Source organism: Streptomyces sp. cmx-18-6 (assembly GCF_046548915.1).
In the GTDB taxonomy this organism is placed as follows: domain Bacteria; phylum Actinomycetota; class Actinomycetes; order Streptomycetales; family Streptomycetaceae; genus Streptomyces.
The window spans coordinates 156,830-175,544 of the sequence record NZ_JAEBEP010000003.1; the positions used below are offsets into that span (position 1 = coordinate 156,830).

The 18,715-nt window shown below is 71.7% G+C and carries 18 protein-coding genes; 13 read left to right on the plus strand and 5 right to left on the minus strand.

The window, feature by feature from the left end:
* The first annotated feature begins 6 nt into the window (after window positions 1–6).
* The 3 genes from ACLJPL_RS08855 (at window position 7) to ACLJPL_RS08865 (ending at window position 2,630) form a co-directional block, all read left to right on the plus strand.
* Window positions 7–1,638, plus strand: a complete 1,632-nt coding sequence (locus tag ACLJPL_RS08855) for a sensor histidine kinase (protein ID WP_411080179.1) — start codon at window positions 7–9, stop codon at window positions 1,636–1,638.
* Entirely contained in the window at window positions 1,635–2,078 is a 444-nt protein-coding gene (locus tag ACLJPL_RS08860; protein ID WP_411080180.1) for a response regulator, read from the plus strand. The genes ACLJPL_RS08855 and ACLJPL_RS08860 overlap by 4 nt, the downstream gene beginning before the upstream one ends.
* A 96-nt stretch (window positions 2,079–2,174) precedes the next feature.
* Entirely contained in the window at window positions 2,175–2,630 is a 456-nt protein-coding gene (locus ACLJPL_RS08865) for an ATP-binding protein (RefSeq protein ID WP_411080181.1), read from the plus strand.
* 60 nt (window positions 2,631–2,690) lie between these two features.
* On the opposite strand, the gene ACLJPL_RS08870 is transcribed toward ACLJPL_RS08865, so the two are convergent.
* Window positions 2,691–3,869 carry a PP2C family protein-serine/threonine phosphatase gene (locus tag ACLJPL_RS08870; RefSeq protein WP_411080182.1) on the minus strand — a complete coding sequence of 393 codons (1,179 nt, stop codon included), beginning with the start codon at window positions 3,867–3,869 and terminating at the stop codon, window positions 2,691–2,693.
* Between the two features lie 86 nt (window positions 3,870–3,955).
* On the opposite strand from ACLJPL_RS08870, the gene ACLJPL_RS08875 reads away from it, so the two are divergent.
* A complete protein-coding gene (locus tag ACLJPL_RS08875; RefSeq protein ID WP_411080183.1) occupies window positions 3,956–4,471 on the plus strand; it encodes a MarR family winged helix-turn-helix transcriptional regulator in 516 nt (171 codons plus the stop codon).
* Window positions 4,472–4,691: 220 nt separating this feature from the next.
* Complete coding sequence (locus tag ACLJPL_RS08880; protein ID WP_411080184.1) at window positions 4,692–5,054, plus strand: STAS domain-containing protein; 363 nt, start codon at window positions 4,692–4,694, stop codon at window positions 5,052–5,054.
* A 43-nt stretch (window positions 5,055–5,097) separates the two neighbouring features.
* Here the strand turns inward: ACLJPL_RS08880 and ACLJPL_RS08885 are convergent, their stop codons facing one another.
* Window positions 5,098–5,802, minus strand: a complete 705-nt coding sequence (locus ACLJPL_RS08885; RefSeq protein ID WP_411080185.1) for a (2Fe-2S)-binding protein — start codon at window positions 5,800–5,802, stop codon at window positions 5,098–5,100.
* Window positions 5,803–6,043: 241 nt separating this feature from the next.
* Between ACLJPL_RS08885 and ACLJPL_RS08890 the strand changes: the two genes are divergently transcribed.
* Complete coding sequence (locus ACLJPL_RS08890; RefSeq protein WP_411080186.1) at window positions 6,044–7,153, plus strand: DMT family transporter; 1,110 nt, start codon at window positions 6,044–6,046, stop codon at window positions 7,151–7,153.
* On the opposite strand, the gene ACLJPL_RS08895 is transcribed toward ACLJPL_RS08890, so the two are convergent.
* Window positions 7,123–8,439 carry a transglycosylase family protein gene (locus ACLJPL_RS08895; RefSeq protein ID WP_411080187.1) on the minus strand — a complete coding sequence of 439 codons (1,317 nt, stop codon included), beginning with the start codon at window positions 8,437–8,439 and terminating at the stop codon, window positions 7,123–7,125. The two genes, ACLJPL_RS08890 and ACLJPL_RS08895, sit on opposite strands and share 31 nt — an antisense overlap.
* Window positions 8,440–8,670: 231 nt before the next feature.
* Window positions 8,671–9,279, minus strand: a complete 609-nt coding sequence (locus ACLJPL_RS08900; protein ID WP_411080188.1) for a TetR/AcrR family transcriptional regulator — start codon at window positions 9,277–9,279, stop codon at window positions 8,671–8,673.
* Between the two features lie 82 nt (window positions 9,280–9,361).
* Between ACLJPL_RS08900 and ACLJPL_RS08905 the strand changes: the two genes are divergently transcribed.
* Both ACLJPL_RS08905 and ACLJPL_RS08910 read left to right on the plus strand, forming a co-directional pair.
* The gene (locus ACLJPL_RS08905) at window positions 9,362–10,114 is read left to right on the plus strand and encodes an SDR family oxidoreductase (protein ID WP_411080189.1); all 753 of its coding nucleotides are present in this window, start codon (window positions 9,362–9,364) and stop codon (window positions 10,112–10,114) included.
* Window positions 10,115–10,243: 129 nt separating this feature from the next.
* Window positions 10,244–11,395, plus strand: a complete 1,152-nt coding sequence (locus tag ACLJPL_RS08910; protein WP_411080190.1) for a LacI family DNA-binding transcriptional regulator — start codon at window positions 10,244–10,246, stop codon at window positions 11,393–11,395.
* Between the two features lie 48 nt (window positions 11,396–11,443).
* Here the strand turns inward: ACLJPL_RS08910 and ACLJPL_RS08915 are convergent, their stop codons facing one another.
* Window positions 11,444–12,781 (minus strand): ROK family protein, encoded by a 1,338-nt coding sequence (locus tag ACLJPL_RS08915; RefSeq protein WP_411080191.1) that lies wholly within the window; start codon window positions 12,779–12,781, stop codon window positions 11,444–11,446.
* A 141-nt stretch (window positions 12,782–12,922) separates the two neighbouring features.
* On the opposite strand from ACLJPL_RS08915, the gene ACLJPL_RS08920 reads away from it, so the two are divergent.
* The 5 genes from ACLJPL_RS08920 to ACLJPL_RS08940 all read left to right on the plus strand — a co-directional run bounded on the left by ACLJPL_RS08920 (window position 12,923) and on the right by ACLJPL_RS08940 (window position 18,548).
* Complete coding sequence (locus tag ACLJPL_RS08920; protein WP_411080192.1) at window positions 12,923–14,233, plus strand: ABC transporter substrate-binding protein; 1,311 nt, start codon at window positions 12,923–12,925, stop codon at window positions 14,231–14,233.
* Between the two features lie 11 nt (window positions 14,234–14,244).
* Window positions 14,245–15,258 (plus strand): carbohydrate ABC transporter permease, encoded by a 1,014-nt coding sequence (locus ACLJPL_RS08925; protein WP_411080193.1) that lies wholly within the window; start codon window positions 14,245–14,247, stop codon window positions 15,256–15,258.
* Window positions 15,251–16,177 (plus strand): carbohydrate ABC transporter permease, encoded by a 927-nt coding sequence (locus tag ACLJPL_RS08930; protein ID WP_411080194.1) that lies wholly within the window; start codon window positions 15,251–15,253, stop codon window positions 16,175–16,177. The genes ACLJPL_RS08925 and ACLJPL_RS08930 overlap by 8 nt, the downstream gene beginning before the upstream one ends.
* A gap of 60 nt (window positions 16,178–16,237) precedes the next feature.
* A complete protein-coding gene (locus ACLJPL_RS08935) occupies window positions 16,238–17,596 on the plus strand; it encodes a GH1 family beta-glucosidase (protein ID WP_411080195.1) in 1,359 nt (452 codons plus the stop codon).
* 217 nt (window positions 17,597–17,813) lie between these two features.
* Entirely contained in the window at window positions 17,814–18,548 is a 735-nt protein-coding gene (locus ACLJPL_RS08940) for a hypothetical protein (RefSeq protein WP_411080196.1), read from the plus strand.
* Window positions 18,549–18,715 lie beyond the last annotated feature (167 nt).

Below are 18,715 nucleotides of genomic sequence, written 5' to 3' on the forward strand. Positions count from 1 at the left end.
ACTTTCATGAGTACGGACACGACGGCGGCCCCGGCGCACAGCGGCCCGGCCGCACGGCTCTCGGTGCAGAACTGGGTGCACCTGATCCTCGGCGGGTTCATCGTGGTGGTCTGCGGCTGCCTGGTGACCGGCGGGATCGTGCTGGCCCGGATGTCCGATCACACGACCGATCTGGTGGACCGAATACAGCCCGCCCGTTCGGTCTCCTTCCAGTTGCAGAACGCGCTGCTGGACCAGGAGACCGGCGTCCGGGGTTTCGCCCTGACGGGCGACGAGTCGTTCCTCGAACCCTATGAGGCGGGCAGGACGGCCGAGCAGGACCGGCTGGCCCGGGCCCGCGAGCTGGTCGGCGGGCAGAAGCAGTTCTCCGACGATCTCGACGCCATCGAGACCGCCGCCCGGCAGTGGCGGGAGGGCAAGGCCGAGCCGCTGATCAAGCTGGTCCGCGAGCAGGGGCCCAACGAGGCCGGCGCCTTGGCGCAGTTGCAGAGCAGCAAGACGGACTTCGACGCGCTGCGGCGGGCCTACGGCGCGCAGCAGGACCACCTCTCCGAGGCCCGGGACCGCGTCCGGTCCCAGATGAACGAGGCGCGCACCACCCGTGACCAGGCGCTGTTCGCGCTGGTGGCCGTCTTCGTCCTGACCGTGGTGGCGCTCAGCGTGCTCCTCCACCGGATGGTGGGCGTGCCGCTGAACCGGCTGCGCACCGCCTCCGAACGCGTACGGTCCGGGGCCTTCGGTCAGCGGATCGAGATCAGGGGGCCCTCCGACGTCCAGGCCGTGGCCGGGGCGGTCGAGGACATGCGGCGGCGGCTGGCCGACGAACTGGCCGAGGCGCAGAGCCGCGAGACCCTGCTCTCGGAGCAGGCGGAGGAGCTGCGCCGCTCCAACTCCGAGCTGGAGCAGTTCGCGTACGTCGCCTCGCACGACCTCCAGGAGCCGCTGCGCAAGGTCGCCTCGTTCTGCCAGCTGCTGGAGAAGCGGTACGGCGAAGAGGTGGACGACCGGGGCAAGCAGTACATCGCCTTCGCGGTGGACGGCGCCAAGCGCATGCAGGTGCTCATCAACGACCTGCTGACCTTCTCGCGGGTCGGCCGGGTCCACGACGGCCTGAAGCCGGTCGATCTGGGCCGGCTGCTGGACCGCGCGCTCGGCAACCTCACCCTGGCGATCGAGGAGTCCGGGGCCACGGTCGAGCGGCCGGACGAACTGCCCGGACTGCTCGGCGACGGCACGGCGCTCACCATGGTCTGGCAGAACCTGATCGGCAACGCGATCAAGTTCCGCCGCGAGGACGTGGAGTGCCGGGTCACCGTCGAGTGCGTACGGGAGGGCGACGACTGGCACGTGACGGTCTCGGACAACGGGATCGGCATCGCGCCGGAGTTCGCGGACAAGGTGTTCGTGATCTTCCAGCGGCTCCACGCGCGCGACGAGTACGAGGGAACGGGCATCGGCCTCGCGCTCTGCCGGAAGATCATCGAGTTCCACGGCGGCCGGATCTGGCTGAACGCCGAGCCGGGCGAAGGCGCCCGCATACACTTCACTCTGCCTGCCGCGCCCGAGGCGCCCTCGCACACCACGGCGGAGCCCCTCGCTCCCGCCCAGCTCACCAGCCAGCCGGGAGACCCTTCGTGAACAGCGCCGCACAGCCCATCGAGGTCCTCCTGGTCGAGGACGACCCCGGCGACGAGCTGATGACCCGTGAGGCGTTCGAGGACAACAAGATCCGCAACACCCTGCACGTCGTGCGCGACGGGCAGGAGGCGCTGGACTTCCTCTACCGGCGCGGCGAGTACGGCGACGCCCCCCGCCCCGACCTGGTGCTGCTGGACCTGAACCTGCCCAAGTACGACGGGCGGCAGGTCCTGGAGCAGATCAAGGGCGACCCGGAGCTGTCGCTGATCCCCGTGGTCGTCCTCACCACCTCCTCGGCCGAGGAGGACATCCTGCGCAGCTACAAGCTGCACGCCAACGCGTATGTGACCAAGCCGGTGGATCTGGACCAGTTCATCGCGGCGGTACGTCAGATCGATGAATTCTTCGTGACCGTGGTGCGGCTGCCCGGCCGTGCGTAGTATCGGTCAGGATCGCCTGGAGTGGGATCCTTCGACGCGGGTAGACGAATGGCGGAAAAGGGTCTCCGACCTCACTGCGGCGCCTGGCTGGAGCACATGAACAACGAGGTCACCTCACCGCCGGAAGACCCCGGCCGGAGCCTGCGGTCCCCCGAGACCCTGCTCAGCGCCGAGGTCTTCGACGGCGAGCCGGGCTGCATCGCCCTCGCCCGGGCCCTGGCGGACCGTTTCCTCACCCGGCTCGCGGTGGAGTGCCTCGCCCCGATCGGCGAGCACACGCGCAGCGATCTGATGCTGGCCGTGAGCGAGCTGGTCACCAACGCCGACCGCTACAGCCACGGCCCCTACCTCCTGGAGCTGGAGGGCAACGCGGAGCTCATCAGCGTCACGGTGTACGACAGCAGTACGGCGATGCCGGTGCTGTACGCCCCCGATCCGGCACGGCTGGGCGGGCACGGCATGGAGATCGTCGTGGCCCTGTGCGACCGGCTCACCGCGGAGCGGGTGCCGGTCGGCAAGCGGATCCGCGCGGAGTTCCAGCTCTCCATCTGACCCGGACACGACGATGCCCCGGGGACGCGTGCCGCGTCCCCGGGGCATCGTCCTTCTGTCTCAGCCGCCGTCGACCTCCTGGCGGCCGAACCAGTCCAGGCACACCACCAGCGCGTCGTCGAGCGTCTCCGTGACGCGGTGCTCGGCCAGTTCGCCGAGGATCGCGCGCGGGACGGTGGCCGCCGGAAGCAGCCGCGTCGACTGGATGGACCGGGCCAGGGCCCGTTCCTCGTACGCCTCCCCCGCCGGTGACACCGCCTCGTACACCCCGTCGCTGAGCAGCAGCAGCCGGTCGCCGGGCTCCACGTGGAACTCCTGGACCGTGTAGTGCGACTCCTCGAACATGCCCAGCGGGAGCTGCGCCTCCAGGTCCATGCGCCGGACCGTGCGGCCGCGCTGGATCCACAGCTGGGGCGATCCGGCGTCGACGACGCCGACCCGGCCGGTCGCCAGCTCGAAGCGCAGCAGCAGGGTGGAGACATGGGCGGCGCCGCGGTGCTGGTCGTACAGCGCCTGGTCGGCGAGGGCCGCCTGGTCCGCGATGCCGATGCCGGCCCGGCGGGCGTTGCGCAGGGCGTTCACCGCGAGATTGGTGAGCAGGGACGCCTGTATGCCCTCGCCCATGCCGTTGGTCACGGCGAGGGTCAGCTCGTCGGCGTCCGCCGCCCAGTCGAAGTTGTCGCCGTGGATGGAGTACGCCGGCTCCAGCTGGGCGCCGATGGCGAATTCGGCGGCGGTGCAGGCGCGGGCGGGCAGCAGCTGCCACTGCATCTCGGCGGCCAGGGTGAGGCGGGTGGTGCGCCGGGCCCGCTGGTAGAGGTCGGTGTCCCGCTCGGCGACCAGGATCTCGTGGCCCAGGAGATCGGCCACGTGGATCAGCTCGGCCACCATGTCCGGGGTGGACTGTGCGGCGGGCAGCCGGACGGTGAGGATGCCGAGGCGCTCACCGCGTACGGTCACCGGGAGGTAGTGGTCGACCGCGTCGTCGTGCCGTACCTGCTGCTCGCGGGGCTCCTGGCTGCCGAAGGCCCGGCCCTCGGCGCTGTTGTGCAGGGACAGCGGCTCCTCCTCGCCGTCCGTCCGGTCCAGCGGTGTGAGGACCCGCAGCGCGTAGTCGGCGAGATGCAGCTCCACCGCCGACGCCCCGTAGGCCCGGGCCAGCATGGTGCGCAACGTTTGCAGCAGCGCGTGCGGAGCGGCGGCCCTGACGGCCGTCTCGATCTCCGGTCTTCTGTTCACGGTCTCTCGCACATTCTTCGTCCTGCGACGTGGTAGGGGCCGGGGGCGGGCTGACAAGCGGGGCTGACGGGTGACAGAGTGGATGGATGCCCCGCCCCACCCGTCGTCCGCGCACACGCGCAGAGGTGTCCTCCGACGCCTCCGCGGCCTCGGAGCTGCTGGAAGTGCTCTGGGGCCGCGGCCAGGAAGCAGCCGCTTCGGGAACGGTGTCGCCTTCCCAGCTCCGGGCGCTGCTCGTCATCGAGAAGCAGGAAGGCACCAATCTGCGCTCGTTGGGCGAGGCGCTGGGCTCGCGCCCGCCATCGGTCAGCCGGCTGTGCGACCGGATGGAGGCGATGGGGCTCGTCCAGCGGTCGCCGAGCCCGACGAGTCGGCGCGAGGTGGAGCTGCGGCTGAGTCTGCGTGGCCGGACCCTCCTCGAAGAGTACCGGGCCATCCGTGCTCGCGAGGTGAGCGCCGTGCTGGAGCGGATGGAACCGGCCGCCGTGGCCGCGCTGGCGGAGGGCCTCGCGGCCTTTCACGTGGCCGCCTCCGAGCGTCTCTCGCCGGAAACGGGTACGGCGGCCTCCCTGCTCCGCGATGATGTCGCCGACAGCGCCTAGCCTCATCCAGCCCCTGCTTCCGCTTCCCTCGATGCGTCACCCTGACGGCTGGTCACCCAACCGTTGCGGATCAGATTGTTACCTAATGGAGAATGTTGTCAAATGGCAACTGTTCCTTCTATCGTTGTTCCCTACCGTGCCGTGAGCTGGGACGGAACGAGGCCGGCCCGTCCGGCAGACCGGCTCCCGTCCTCCTACCGAACCGCCCGAGGTGCCTTCCGTGCTTCCATCGCCCAACGAAGACAGAGCCGTCAGAATCATCACCCGTCGGGAACGGGGTGCTCTGGTCCTCACCGTGTCGGGTGACCTCGATATAGACAGCGTTCCGCCCCTCGGCCGGGCACTCGACTCGGCGGTCGCGGACGGGGCGGGTCCGGTCGTCGTGGACCTCTCCGGCGTGGGCTTCGCCGACTCCACGACGGTCAACGTGCTGCTTCAGGGACAGAGCAGTCTGGGCAGCCGGCTCCGGCTCGCCTCCCCCTCGCCCTTCATGCAGCGGCTGATCGGGATGATCGGGCTCGACAGCGCCCTGCCCGTCCTGCCGGGCATCGACGAGGCCATCGACGCCGCCGTGCCCTCCTGACCGGCCCGGCGCGGTAGCCGGCGGACCCGGGCGGGCGTCCCGGCTACCGCGCCGCCCCGGCGGAGCCCGGCGCGCGGTCGAAGACGCAGTCGCCGCACAGGCCGCCGCCCGGACAGCGCCAGTACAGGCAGCAGCTGCGCCGCCGGAACGCCGGGCCGTGCGGGGAGCCGGTGGAGCGCAGGTCGGGGTGGTCGAACAGCTCGGCGGCCAGGGCGCGGGCCCGCCGCGCCACATCCGGGCGGTCGTTCCCGCGCGACCAGGCGACCAGCTCACGCACGGCCCCGGCGAGCGCGGACCCGGCGTTGCCCCACAGCAGCTGCGGGGAGATGCTCCCGTCGCGCCGGACCGCCTCGGCCAGCGGCACGAGATGCCCGTACTGGACCTGCTCGCGGATCCGCTCGGCCGTCCCGGGCAGCTCCCCGGGGTCCGCGATCCACAGGTCGTCGGGTGAGGTGTGGGCCGGGTCCCAGTGCAGGGCGTCCGGCGGAAGGCCGGGGAACCGCCCGGACAGGGCGGCCGGGCCCAGCGCGATGGACCAGAGCCGGGCGGCGAGGCCGAGATGGGCGATGGAGGCGGCGACCCGGCGCTCGGGAGCGCCCAGCCGCGCCGCGACCCTGTCGACCCGCGCCGTCAGAGGCGCCGTGCCACCGACGTACAGCCGTGCCAGCGGCCGGTGGGCTCCCCCGGGGACGGGCGCGGTCCGCAGCGCGAAGAACCCGCCCACCGACGCCGCCTGCGCCAGGTCCATGCCCTGTCCTCCTCGGTACGGTCACCGGCTCCGCGCCGGTGCGCGGCCGGTGTACGGCGACCGCGGGTACCGGCTCCGCAGCTCACCGTATCCGCCGGCGCGCAACTTCTGACGGCCGGGGGCAGCGGGACTACCGTCGAGGGGAGGACCTTGGTCCGACGTCCGTACTACTGGGGCAGTACGCGGAATTGACCTCTCAAGGACGACGACGCGGGGCCCCGGACGGGACATCGTGGTGAACATGAGCTCCCTCGCGCTGTCTGTGCTGCTGTCACTGGTCTCCGCGGTCGCCTACGCGGCCGGGGCGATCGTCCAGGAGCGGGTGGCGGCGCGCGGCGACAACTCCCCGCGCGCCCTGGTGCGCAACACGGTCTGGTGGGTCGCCGTGCTGCTCAACGGGGTCGGCGCGGTGCTGCACGTGGTGGCTCTCGCCTACGGTCCGCTCAGCCTGGTGCAGCCGCTCGGCGCGCTGACGATCGTCTTCGCCCTGCCGATGGCCGCCCTCTTCGTGGGGCGTCGGGCCGGGGCGACGGCCTGGCGCGGGGCGCTGATGGCGACGGCCGGGCTGGTCGGGCTGCTGGCGCTCACGGGGAATGCCGAGCCGCACACCCTGCGTGGCCCCGAGCAGATGGCGCTGGCCCTGGTGACCTTCGGGGCGGTCGCGGCGCTCGCCCTGCTGGCCCGGGGGCTGCACCGGCCGGTGCTGCGGAGCGCGGTGCAGGCCACGGCCGCCGGGGTGGCGTTCGGCATGGCCTCGGTGTTCACGAAGACCGTGGCCATGGAGTGGACGTCCGGTGCGGTGCGCTCCGGGCTGCCGACGCTGCTGGTGATCGCCGGGCTCGCCGCGGCGGGCCTGCTGCTGTCCCAGGCCGCCTACCGGGGCGCTGGGCTCGCCGCTCCGCTGGCGACGGTGACGGTGGTCAACCCCGTGGTGGCCGCCGCGATCGGGATCACCCTGTTCGGCGAGCACTTCCGCCATGGCGCGGCGGGCACGGTGCTCGCGCTGTCGTCCGGTGCGCTGGCGGCGGGCGGTCTGGTCCTGCTGACCAGGGAGCGGCTGAGCGCGGAGCACGCCCGGGCCCGGGCCCGGCGGCCGAAGCCGGTGGGGGCGGCCGTGCTGCGGGAGCGCGAGGGGGCGGCCGTCGCGGGGAGATCCGAGGGCGCGGATGCCGCGAGGGGACCGGCGGGGTCGACCGCCGTGCCCGCGCCCCTGTCACCGGGCGGTGCGGTGCCGCGCGCGGGGTTCGGCGGTTCCCACCTGGCGGTGGGGCCGGGGCGGGGCGGTGGGTCGAGCGCCGCCCCGCGGTCGGAGCGGCCGGTTCAGAGCCTGACGCCGCCCGCCCTGAGGTAGGCCAGCGGGTCGATGTCCGATCCGTAGCCGGGGCCGGTGCGGACCTCGAAGTGGAGGTGCGGGCCGGTGCTGTTGCCGGTGGATCCGGAGCGGGCGATGCGCTGGCCGCCGGAGACCGACTGCCCCTCGCGCACATGGAGCGCGGAGAGGTGCGCGTACTGGCTGAACCTGCCGTCGTCGTGGCGGATGACGACCTCGTAGCCGTACGCCCCGGCCCAGCCCGCGGAGACGACCCGGCCGGAGGCCACGGCCTTCACCGAGGTCCCGGTCGGCACGGGGAAGTCGACGCCCGTGTGATAGCCGCTGGACCAGGAGCCGGCCTGGCGGTACGCCGTGCCGGTGGAGGCGGCGACGGGGGCGCTGAGGCCGGAGTGCTTCACCGCGCGCTCGACGGCCGGCGGCTTCTGCTGCTTGGGGGCGGCCTTCCTCGGCTCGACTCTCTTCTGTTCGGCCTTCTTCGGCTCGGCCTTCGGTGCGGCCGCCCGCTGCTGGATCTTGCGCGGCTCGGTCTTCTTCGCTTCCCCGGCCCCGGCCTTGCCCTGCTGGGCGGGCGGGCGGGGCGGCGTCTGCTTCTTCTGCTGCGGCGCGGGCTTCCGGGAGGTCGTCCCGTCCCCGCCGCGCGGCGTGAGGGCCAGCCGCTGGCCGGGGAAGATCAGGTCGGGGTCCTCGCCCACGACCGTGCGATTGGCCTCGTACAGCCGCTGCCAGCCGCCGCGCACCCGCTGCGCGTCCGCGATGCCGGAGAGCGAATCGCCGCTCGCGACCGTGTACGCGTCGCGCTTGCCCGGTACGTGGGTGGGCGTCGCCTCGGCGGGGCGGGCCTGCGGCTGCCGGGGCGGCGCGCTGCGCGGCGTGGCCTGGACGGGCCGGCTGCCCGCGCTCTGCGGGGTGATGTCCGGCGCGTCCCCGCCCCGGGTGAGACCGGCGCGCACGGAGCAGGTCGGCCACGCTCCCGGGCCCTGGCCGTCGAGCACCTTCTCGGCGATGGCGATCTGCTGGTCGCGCGTGGCGAGATCGGCGCGCGGCGCGTACTGGGAGCCCCCGAAGGCCGCCCAGGTCGAACCGCTGAACTGCAACCCGCCGTAATAGCCGTTGCCCGTGTTGATGGCCCAGTCGCCACTGGACTCACAGGCGGCGACCTTCTCCCAGACCTCGCCCGAGGCGGCTCCCGCCGAGGCCGCGGTGATGAGCGGTAATGCCAATCCCGCGCCGCCCGCGGTCACCGTGAGCGAAGCACGGTTGATCCGGCTGGGCTGGTATCTGCGGTGCCGTCCGTTCGCGGCCATGACGTGACTCCCCCACTGACTTCGGGACACCTCGCAAGCGGCCAACGTAGGGCGGGGCAACGCCTGATCACAAGGGAATGGTGATACTCGGCCGCCTCTGTCCGGTCCGTGGCCGGATCCCGCTCCCCCGCGACCTGATGGGAACCGGATGGGGACCGGCTGACGACCACTGGCGACCGGGTGTGCCGGATGTGACATCGGAGCCCGAACTGCCGGTGCGTTGCGTCGTGTTCAGCGCGCCCCGGACTCTTCGGGCCAGCTCCGCATGGCCAGTTGCGCGACCGCTGCCAGCTCCGCGCGGCTCGCACCGTCCCGCGCCTGCTGGGACATCCCCTGGACGACGACCGCGGTATAGCGCGCGAGGGCGTCCGCGTCGGCCCGTTCGGGCAGCACCCCCGCGTCGATGTCCGCCTGGATCCGCCGCCGGAACTCCCTTACGTTCGCGGCGCGTTGTTCCCGCAGCGCCTCGACGACCCGGGTCGATGAGCAGTTCTCGGCGGCGCTGAGGACCAGGCAGCCGCGCGGACGGCCGGGGGCGGTGTACTCCGCCGCCGCCTCGCGCAACACCCGGGTGACGCCGCGCCGCGCGGTCGGCTCCTCCTCCATCGCCCGGCCGGCGAAGGCGCCGTAGGTGATTCCGTACGCGGCGGTGACCTCCTCGAAGAGGGACCGCTTGTCGCCGAACGCGGCGTACAGGCTCGGTGCGGCGATCCCCATCACCCGTGTCAGGTCCGCGATCGAGGTCGCCTCGTACCCGTGCTCCCAGAAGGTCAGTGTGGCCTGCCGGAGAGCTGCCTCCCGGTCGAAGGACCGGGGCCTGCCGCGCTGTTTCGTCGCCATGCGTCAATTCTATAGCGACCGCTAGGGAACATGCTACGGTCCTTTCTGTAGTGATCGCTAACCAAAGAGGGAGGGCGGAGCCATGGGCTCGCTCACGGGCAGGACGGCACTGGTCACCGGCGGCAGCAGGGGCATCGGGCGGGGAATAGCCGAACGACTGGGGCGCGACGGGGCGGTCGTCGGCGTGCACTACGGCAGCAATGAGGCGGCGGCCAAGGAGACGGTCGCGGCCATCGAGGCGGCGGGCGGCACGGCCTTCCCGCTCGGCGTGGAGCTGGGGACTCCGGGGGACGCGGCCGCCCTGTGGTCCGCGTTCGACCAGCACGCGGACGGCCTCGACATCCTCGTCAACAACGCCGGGGGCGGTACGTCACAGAGCTTCGCGGAGATCGAAGAGGCGGAGTACGACCGGCTGTTCGCCGTCAACGCGAAGGCCCCCTTCTTCATCGCCCGACTGGGGCTGGACCGGCTGCGGGACGGCGGGCGCGTCATCAACATCTCCACGGGCCTCACCCGCAGCGCGGCCATGCCGGACCTGATCGCCTACGCCATGTCCAAGGGTGCGCTGGATCTGTTCACCACCTATCTGTCCAAGGTGGTGGGCGGCAGGGGCATCACGGTCAACGCGGTGGCGCCGGGCATCGTCGACACCGACGTCAACGCGGACTGGCTGCGCACGAGCGAGCAGGCATGGGCGGGCGCGGCCGCCCTGTCCGCGCTGGGGAAGGTCGGCACCCCGGCCGACATCGCCGATGTGGTGGCGTTCCTGGCCTCGGACGACGGCCGGTGGGTCACGGGCCACTGGATCGACGCGACCGGCGGTTCGCTGACCTGACCCGGCCCTGCACAGCCCTGCACGGCGCGGACGGACGGGCGGGACCCCGACCGTGTGCGGCGGGGGACCGACCGCGCGACGGGGGCGGATTGATGGAGAGCGCTCTCCGTCAGTGCTATAAAGGCGCTCATGACGGACGATCAGCGGTCGGCGGCCGGAGCACCCACCCTGGAGGACGTGGCGCGCGCGGCCGGCGTCTCGCGCGCCACCGTCTCCCGGGTCGTCAACGGCGTCCGCAACGTCGATCCGGCGATCCAGGAGGTCGTACGGCAGGCGGTCTCCGTGACGGGGTACGCCCCCAACCGCGCGGCCCGCTCCCTGGTCACCCGGCGCACCGGTGCCGTCGCCGTGGTGGTGTCGGGCGCGGGGGCCGAACCGGAGGCCGGGCGCGACGCCCCGGGCGAGCGGGCGGCCGGACGCGAGGGTTCGGGCGAGCGGGCCGCCGGACGCGAGGGTTCGGGCGAGCGGGCGGCCGGACGCGAGGGTTCGTTCACCGCGCGGGTGTTCGCCGACCCGTTCTTCGGCCGGGTGCTCACGGGGGTGGTCGACTATCTGAGGCCGCGCGGCATCCATCCGGTGCTGATGTTCGCCGAGACCTCGAAGGCCCGCGACGAGGTGGTGGCGTATCTGCGGCAGGGCAGCGCGGACGGGGCCCTGATCGTCTCGACGCACGCCGAGGACCCGCTGCCCGGTCTGGTCACGGACGCGGGGCTGGCGGCGGTGCTGTACGCGCGCCCCGCCCGGCCGGTCCCCATCAGCTATGTCGACCTCGCCCACCAGGACGGGGCCCGGCTCGCGGCGGAGCACCTGCTGGCCCGGGGCTGCCGCCGGATCGCGACGGTCAGCGGCCCCCTGGACGTGCCGGCGGGCCAGGCGCGGCTGGCCGGCTTCCGGGACACGATGGCGCGCCACGGGCACCCGTACACCCCCATCGCGGAGGGGCGGTTCACCCAGGAGAGCGGCGAGGCGGCGATGGGGCGGCTGCTGGCGGAACACCCGGATCTGGACGGGGTCTTCGCCGCCAACGACCTGATGGCGATGGGGGCCTGCCATGTGCTGCGGGAGCACGGCCTGCGGGTGCCCGACGACGTGGCGGTGGTCGGCTTCGACGACAGCAGCGCGGCCCTGGCGTGCCGGCCGCCGCTGACCACGGTCCGCCAGCCGGTGGAGGAGATGGCCGCCGAGATGGCCCGGCTGCTCCTGGACCGGATGGCCCGTCCGAAGTCGCCCGCCACCTCGGTGATCTTCGAACCGGAGCTGGTGGTGCGAGGGTCGGCGTAGGAGCTTCGGCCGGGCGGAGGATCGTGGACCGCGTGCCGGTGCGAGCCCTCAACTCGCTGGTGTGCGACGCCTTTTGCGTACCGTCTCCGCCGCCGTACGGGAGGGGGCGTCCGGCTGGGATCCGAGGGCCGGGCGGCTGCCGCCGCGGGTCAGGAAGTCGGCGAGCGGGAGGGTGGCCGCGCCCACGGTGACCGCGTCCGGGCCGAGCCGGCCCATCTCGATGGTGGTGCGGGCCGCCGCGTGGCGCAGCGCGTACTCGTTGGCGTACCGGCGGATCTCGGGGAGCAGGTGCGGGCCGATCAGCAGGCCCGCCCAGCCGCCGAGCAGGATGCGTTCGGGCAGGAAGAGGTTGATCAGGTCCGCGAGGGCCGCGCCGAGGCATTCGGCGGTCTCGTCGAGGAGCAGGAGCGCGGTCCGGTCCGGGGCGGGCCCGCCGGGCGGGGGGTAGGCGGCGGCGAGGAGTGCGGCGAGGGCGGTCTCGTCGTCGGCGTCCTCGGGGAGCGGGCCGCCCGCCTCCCGCCAGCGCTCGCGCAGGGCCTCCGCCCCGGCGTACGCCTCCAGGCAGCCGATGGAGCCGCAGCGGCACCGGCGGCCCCGCAACTGGACGGTGGTGTGGCCCCATTCGAGGGCGAGGCTGGTGCGGTCCTCGGCGAGGATGTCGCCGTGGTCGACGCAGGCGCCCACCCCCGAGCCGATGAGCGCGATGGCGGCGGCGCCCGCGCCCCGTCCGCCGCCGAACCACATCTCGGCCCGGCCGAGGGTCTTGGCCCCGTTGTCGATGAAGAGGGGCACCTCGGGCGGTACGTCGACGGCCTCGCGCAGCAGTTGCTCGAAGGGCACCGCGCTCCAGCCGATGGTCTGGCCGTGCACGACGGCGGTGCGCCTCCCGTCGGGGCCCCGCGGTCCCTCCCGCTCGATGATGCCGGGGACTCCGATGCCGATGCCGAGCAGCCGGCGCGGGTCCGCGCCCGCGTCGCGCAGGACGTCGGCGACGCCGAGGCGGACGTGGGCGACGATGCGCTCGACGTCGTACCCGTGCTGGGCGAGCAGCCGTTCGGTGCGGGCCAGTTCGGTCAGGGAGAGGTCGAAGAGCTCGACGCGCACCCGGGTCTCGCCTATGTCGATGCCGACCAGCAGCCCGCCGTCCGGGGCGACGCGCAGCAGCGTACGGGGGCGGCCGCCGTCCGAGTCGACGATGCCCGCCTCCTCGAGGAGCCCCTCGGCGGCGAGTTCCGCAACAACGTTGCTGATGGAACCCGAACTCAGCCCGGTGGCGGGGCCGAGCTCCTGGCGGCTCAACGGGCCGTCGAAATACAACCGTTGCAATACCCTCGCCCGATTGCCCCGCCGCAGGTCACGCACGGTCCGTCTGTTGCGCTCGGCCATGTTGCTCCTTCCCGTCCAGGAACATACCCGGTCACAGACCTTGACGCGACCTTCTCTCACCTCTTAAATCACGGCATAAATTAAGTCATGGAGGCCGTTCGGTTCCCGAACGCAGCCATCCCCGGAAAGGGGCCACCTCACATGCGCCACGTCAGAGCCGCAAGCGCCATCACCCTCGCGATCGCCATCACCGTCGCCGCCACCGGATGCGGCGGCGGGTCGGGCGGCACGGGGAGCAACGAGTCCCCGAAGACCCTCACGTACTGGGCCTCCAACCAGGGCCCCAGCATCGAGGCCGACAAGAAGATCCTCACTCCCGAGCTGAAGAAGTTCGAGAAGGAGACCGGGATCAAGGTGAAGCTGGAGGTCGTGCCGTGGGCCGACCTGCTGAACCGGATCCTCGCCGCCACCGCGTCCGGTCAGGGCCCGGACGTGCTGAACATCGGCAACACCTGGTCGGCGTCGCTCCAGGCGACCGGCGCGCTCCTGCCGTGGGACGAGAAGAACTTCGAGGCGATCGGCGGCCGCGACCGCTTCGTCGACTCGGCGGTCGCCTCCGCCGGCAAGGAGGGCGAGCCGCCCGCCGCCGTGCCGCTGTACTCGCTGGCGTACGCCCTCTACTACAACAAGAAGATGTTCGCCGAGGCGGGCGTCGAGAAGCCTCCGGCGACCTGGGACGAGCTCGTCGCGACCGGCAAGAAGATATCCAAGGGCGACAAGTGGGGTCTGGGCGCCGAGGGCGGCAACCTCTCCAACAACATCCACCAGGTCTTCGTCCTGGGCCAGCAGCACGACGCCGACTTCTTCGACGAGAGCGGCAAGGCGACCTTCACCTCGGACGGCGCGGTCGCCGCCGTGAAGCAGTACGTCGACCTCATGGCCAAGGACAAGATCATCGCTCCGGGCAACGCGGAGTACGCCCAGAACCAGTCGCTCACCGACTTCGCCAAGGGCAGGACCGCGATGGTGCTGTGGCAGGCGGCCGCCTCCACCTTCGCCGCCCAGGGCATGAAGCCCGAGGACTGGGGCGCGGCCCCGGTGCCGGTTCCCTCCGGCGCTCCGGGCACGGGCAAGCAGGTCAACTCCATGGTCGCCGGAATCAACATCGCGGTGTTCAAGAACAGCAAGAACATCGACGGCGCGAAGAAGTTCGTGAAGTTCATGACCAGCGACGAGGAGCAGAAGCACCTCAACAAGACCTACGGGGCGATCCCGCCGGTCAAGGCGGCCCAGGCCGACGCGGCGTTCGACGCTCCCGACCTGAAGGTCCTGCGCGACACCCTCGCCACCAGTGCCGCCCCGCTCCCCCAGGTGCCGAACGAGTCGCAGTTCGAGACGGCGGTGGGCACCGCGGTCAAGGAGCTGTGGGCGGACGCCGCCGCCGGACGCCCCGTGACCACCGAATCCGTCAAGGCGCGCCTCGAAAAGGCCCAGCAGACGATGCAGCAGTGAGGCCCTGATCCATGACCGCCACCGTCACCACGGACCCCGGGGTCGACAAGTCGACCTCCAGGGGTACGAGCCGGGGCACCGGGGATGCGCGCAGGAGACTGCCGCGCATCCCCGACCGGATCCGCCAAGGCGGACTGCCCTACCTCCTGCTGCTGCCCGCCGTCCTGCTGGAACTCCTCATCCACATCATCCCGATGATCATCGGGATCGTGATGAGCTTCCGTCAGCTCACCCAGTTCTTCATCAACAACTGGGGGGCGGCGCCCTGGAGCGGCCTCGACAACTACCGGATCGCCGTCGACTTCGACGCGCCGATCGGCGAGGCCCTGCTCCACTCGTTCTTCGTGACCTGCGTCTTCACGTTCTTCTCGGTCGGTTTCGCCTGGCTGTTCGGTACGGCGGCGGCGATCCTGCTCCAGGAGAGCTTCCGGGGCCGTGGGATCCTGCGGGCGATCTTCCTCGTGCCGTACGCCCTGCCGGTCTACGCCGCCGTCATCACCTGGGCGTTCATGTTCCAGCGGGACAACGGCCTGATCAACCATGTGCTGCACGACCAGCTCGGGATCACCGACGAGCCCTCCTTCTGGCTGATCGGCGACAACAGCCTCTACACGCTGATCATCGTCTCGGTGTGGAAGGGCTGGCCGTTCGCCTTCCTCATGCTGATGGCGGGCCTCCAGAACATCCCGCGTGAACTGTACGAAGCCGCCTCGATCGACGGCGCCGGCATCTGGCAGCAGATCCGCCGGATCACCCTCCCCTCGCTGCGCCCGGTCAACCAGGTGTTGATCCTCGTGCTCTTCCTCTGGACGTTCAACGACTTCAACACGCCGTATGTGCTGTTCGGGAAGTCAGCGCCGGAGAACGCGGATCTCATCTCGATCCACATCTACCAGTCCTCGTTCGTCACCTGGAACTTCGGCACCGGCTCGGCGATGTCCGTCCTGCTGCTGCTCTTCCTGCTGTTCGTGACGGCGATCTATCTGATCCTCACCTCGCGCGGAAGGAAGGGCGCCGATGTCTAGCCTCACGCGGACCACGGACGCCGGCCCGTCGCGCGCCGCCGCTCCGGCCCGCACCAGGGGCTCGCGCCCCCGTTCCCCGATGGCCGCGCCGCAGTCCTTCCTCTGGACCCGGCGCATCGTCCTCACGCTCCTGACCGGCTTCGTCCTGCTGCCGGTCTATGTGATGGTCAGCAGCTCGCTGAAGCCGCTCCAGGACGTGTCGGGGAAGTTCCAGTGGATCCCGTCCACCCTGACGATCCGGCCCTACTTCGACATCTGGGAGACCGTTCCGCTCGCCAAGTACTTCGTCAACTCGCTGATCGTGGCGGGCTCGGCGACGGTGCTGTCGGTGACGATCGCGGTGTTCTCCGCCTACGCGGTGAGCCGCTACAAGTTCCGGGGCAAGCGGGTCTTCACCGTCACGGTGCTCTCCACGCAGATGTTCCCGGGCATCCTCTTCCTTCTCCCGCTGTTCCTCATCTTCGTCAACATCGGCAGCTCGACCGGCGTGGCCCTGTACGGCTCGCGCGGCGGCCTGATCCTCACCTATCTGACGTTCTCGCTGCCGTTCTCCATCTGGATGCTGATCGGGTACTTCGACTCCATCCCGAAGGACCTGGACGAGGCCGCCCTCGTGGACGGCTGCGGACCGGTCGGCGCCCTCATCCGGGTCGTCGTGCCGGCCGCCGTGCCGGGCATCGTCGCCGTCTCCGTCTACTCGTTCATGACGGCCTGGGGAGAAGTCCTCTTCGCCTCCGTCATGACCAACGACGCCACCCGCACCCTCTCCGTGGGCCTCCAGGGGTACGCCACGCAGAACGACGTGTACTGGAACCAGGTCATGGCCGCCTCGCTCGTCGTGAGCGTCCCGATCGTCGCCGGCTTCCTGCTCCTCCAGCGCTACCTGGTCGCCGGACTCACCGCGGGAGCCGTCAAGTGACCCCGGGAGCAGTCAAGTGAACTCGGGAGCCGTCAAGTGAACTCCGCAGAAAGGCAGCACGTGACCGATCTCAACGCCCTCCCGGCCGACTTCACCTGGGGCGTCGCCACCGCCGCGTACCAGATCGAGGGGGCCGTCGCCGAGGACGGCCGCTCCCCCTCCATCTGGGACACGTTCTCGCACACCCCGGGGAAGGTGGACAACGGCGACACCGGTGACATCGCCTGCGACCACTACCACCGGGTCCCCGAGGACATCGGCCTGGTCAAGCAGGTCGGGGCGGACGCCTACCGGTTCTCCATCGCCTGGCCGCGCGTCGTGCCGGGCGGCGACGGTCCGGTCAACAAGGCGGGCCTGGACTTCTACGACCGGCTGGTGGACGGGCTCCTGGAGGCCGGCGTCACCCCGTTCGCCACGCTCTACCACTGGGACCTGCCGCAGGTGCTCCAGGACCGGGGCGGCTGGACCGTGCGGGAGACCTCCGAGCACTTCGCCGCGTACGCCTCCCACGTCGTCGAGCGCGTCGGCGACCGGGTCAAGGACTGGGCGACGCTCAACGAGCCGCTCTGCTCGGCGTGGATCGGGCACCTGGAGGGCCGGATGGCCCCCGGCCTCACCGACCTCACGGCCGCCGTACACGCCTCGTACCACCTGCACCTGGGCCACGGCCTGGCCGTGCAGGCGATCCGGGCCGCCTCCTCCGACGCCCGGGTCGGCATCGTGAACAACCTCAGCCCGATCGAACCGGCGAGCGCGAGCGAGGCCGACCTCGCCGCCGCCCGCCGCGCGGACGGGCACATCAACCGCTGGTGGCTGGACCCGGTCCTGGGACGCGGCTACCCGCAGGACATGGTCGAGCTGTACGGAGTCGAGCTCCCGGTGCGGCCGGGCGACCTGGAGACGATCGCCGCCCCGCTGGACTGGGTGGGGCTCAATTACTACTTCCGCCAGATCGTCACCGCCGACCCCTCCGGGCCCGCGCCGCACTTCACGCAGGTGCCGGTGTCCGACGCGCGCCACACGTACATGGACTGGGAGGTGCACGCGGACGGCCTGGAGCAGTTGCTGCTGCGGCTGACCGAGGAGTACGGCGTCGAGCGCGTCTACGTCACCGAGAACGGCTCGGCCTACCAGGACACCGTCGCGGCGGACGGCTCGGTGCACGACCCGGAGCGCGTCCGGTACCTGGAGGAGCACCTCGCCGCCTGCGCCCGCGCGGTCGCCAAGGGGGCCCCGCTGGCCGGGTACTTCGCCTGGTCGCTGCTGGACAACTTCGAGTGGGCGTACGGCTACGACAAGCGGTTCGGCCTGGTGCACGTGGACTACGCGACCCAGCGCCGTACGGTCAAGAGCAGCGGCCGCCGGTACGCGGAGCTGATCCGCGAGCACGCGGGGCGGCGGGCAGGACTGCCCGCCTGAACCGGTCACCCGGTCACCCGGTCCGCCTCCGGCCGCGGCGAGCTCCTCGCCGCGGCCGGAGGCGTTCGCGGGCCCGGGCGGCGGCCCGTACAGGAAGTGGGCGGCGGGCGGCCGCCCGTACACAGGAAGTGGCCGGCGCAGGGGCCCGACAGCGCGTGCCGTGGGCCGGGACGCCGCTTGACAGGCGGTGGGCCGGGTCGGCGGGCACCATGGACGTATGTACCGCTCGCGCAGCTTCTCCTGCGGCGTACTCGTCGCCGCCGGTCTTTTCGCGGCCGTCGGCTGTTCCGCCGGCGCCCCGCCGGTCTCGACGTCCCCGACGTCCCCGACCTCCCCGACGTCCCCGACCTCCTCGGTGGACGACGTCACCCCCGCAGCCGCAGAACCGTCCTCCGACGCGACGGAGGGGGCGCCTCCCGGGGCCGAGATCCTCGGCTCCCCGGCCCAGGGCGAGGCTTTCGACGTGACCGTGATCGCCTCGAACACCACGGGCGACCCGAGCCGATGGCGGTTCACGGTCACCGATGTGACCTGCGGAAAGCCCCTTGACCCCGCGGTGATGGCGGAGGCCGCCGACTCGGTCGGCGCCTCCGCGTCCGCCCCGGCTCCGGAGCCGGGCAAGCAGTTCTGCGTCATGACCATCGACGTCGAGAACATCGGCAAGAAGCAGGACGTCTGGGACACGAGCAGCACCGTCAGCCTGAACGTCGGCGACACCCGCTACACCCAGACGCAGACCGACGACGGTTACGCCCTCGACTACGCCCAGTACTGGAACCACAAGACGAACACGGTGGCCACCTTCGGCGTCAACCCGGGCAGCAAGGGCCCGACCCACGGCGTCTTCCAGATCCCTGTCGGGGACGAGCCCAGCACGGCCTGGTTCACCTCCGGCACGGCCATCGAGACCATCGACGGAGGCGAGCCCGGCTACCTCGTCACCCTGGAATGACGAAAGCCGCGGACCCGGTCAGCTCGCGGCGGGCGGTACACGCCCCCGACGCCCGGCGGACCGGGCCGGGCCGACCGCGTACCCCGTCGAAGGAAGTCCGCGGCGGCCACGGATGTCCGTGGCCGCCGCGGACTGTCCCGCCGCACCGGCAGCGGGGAGAGAACGGT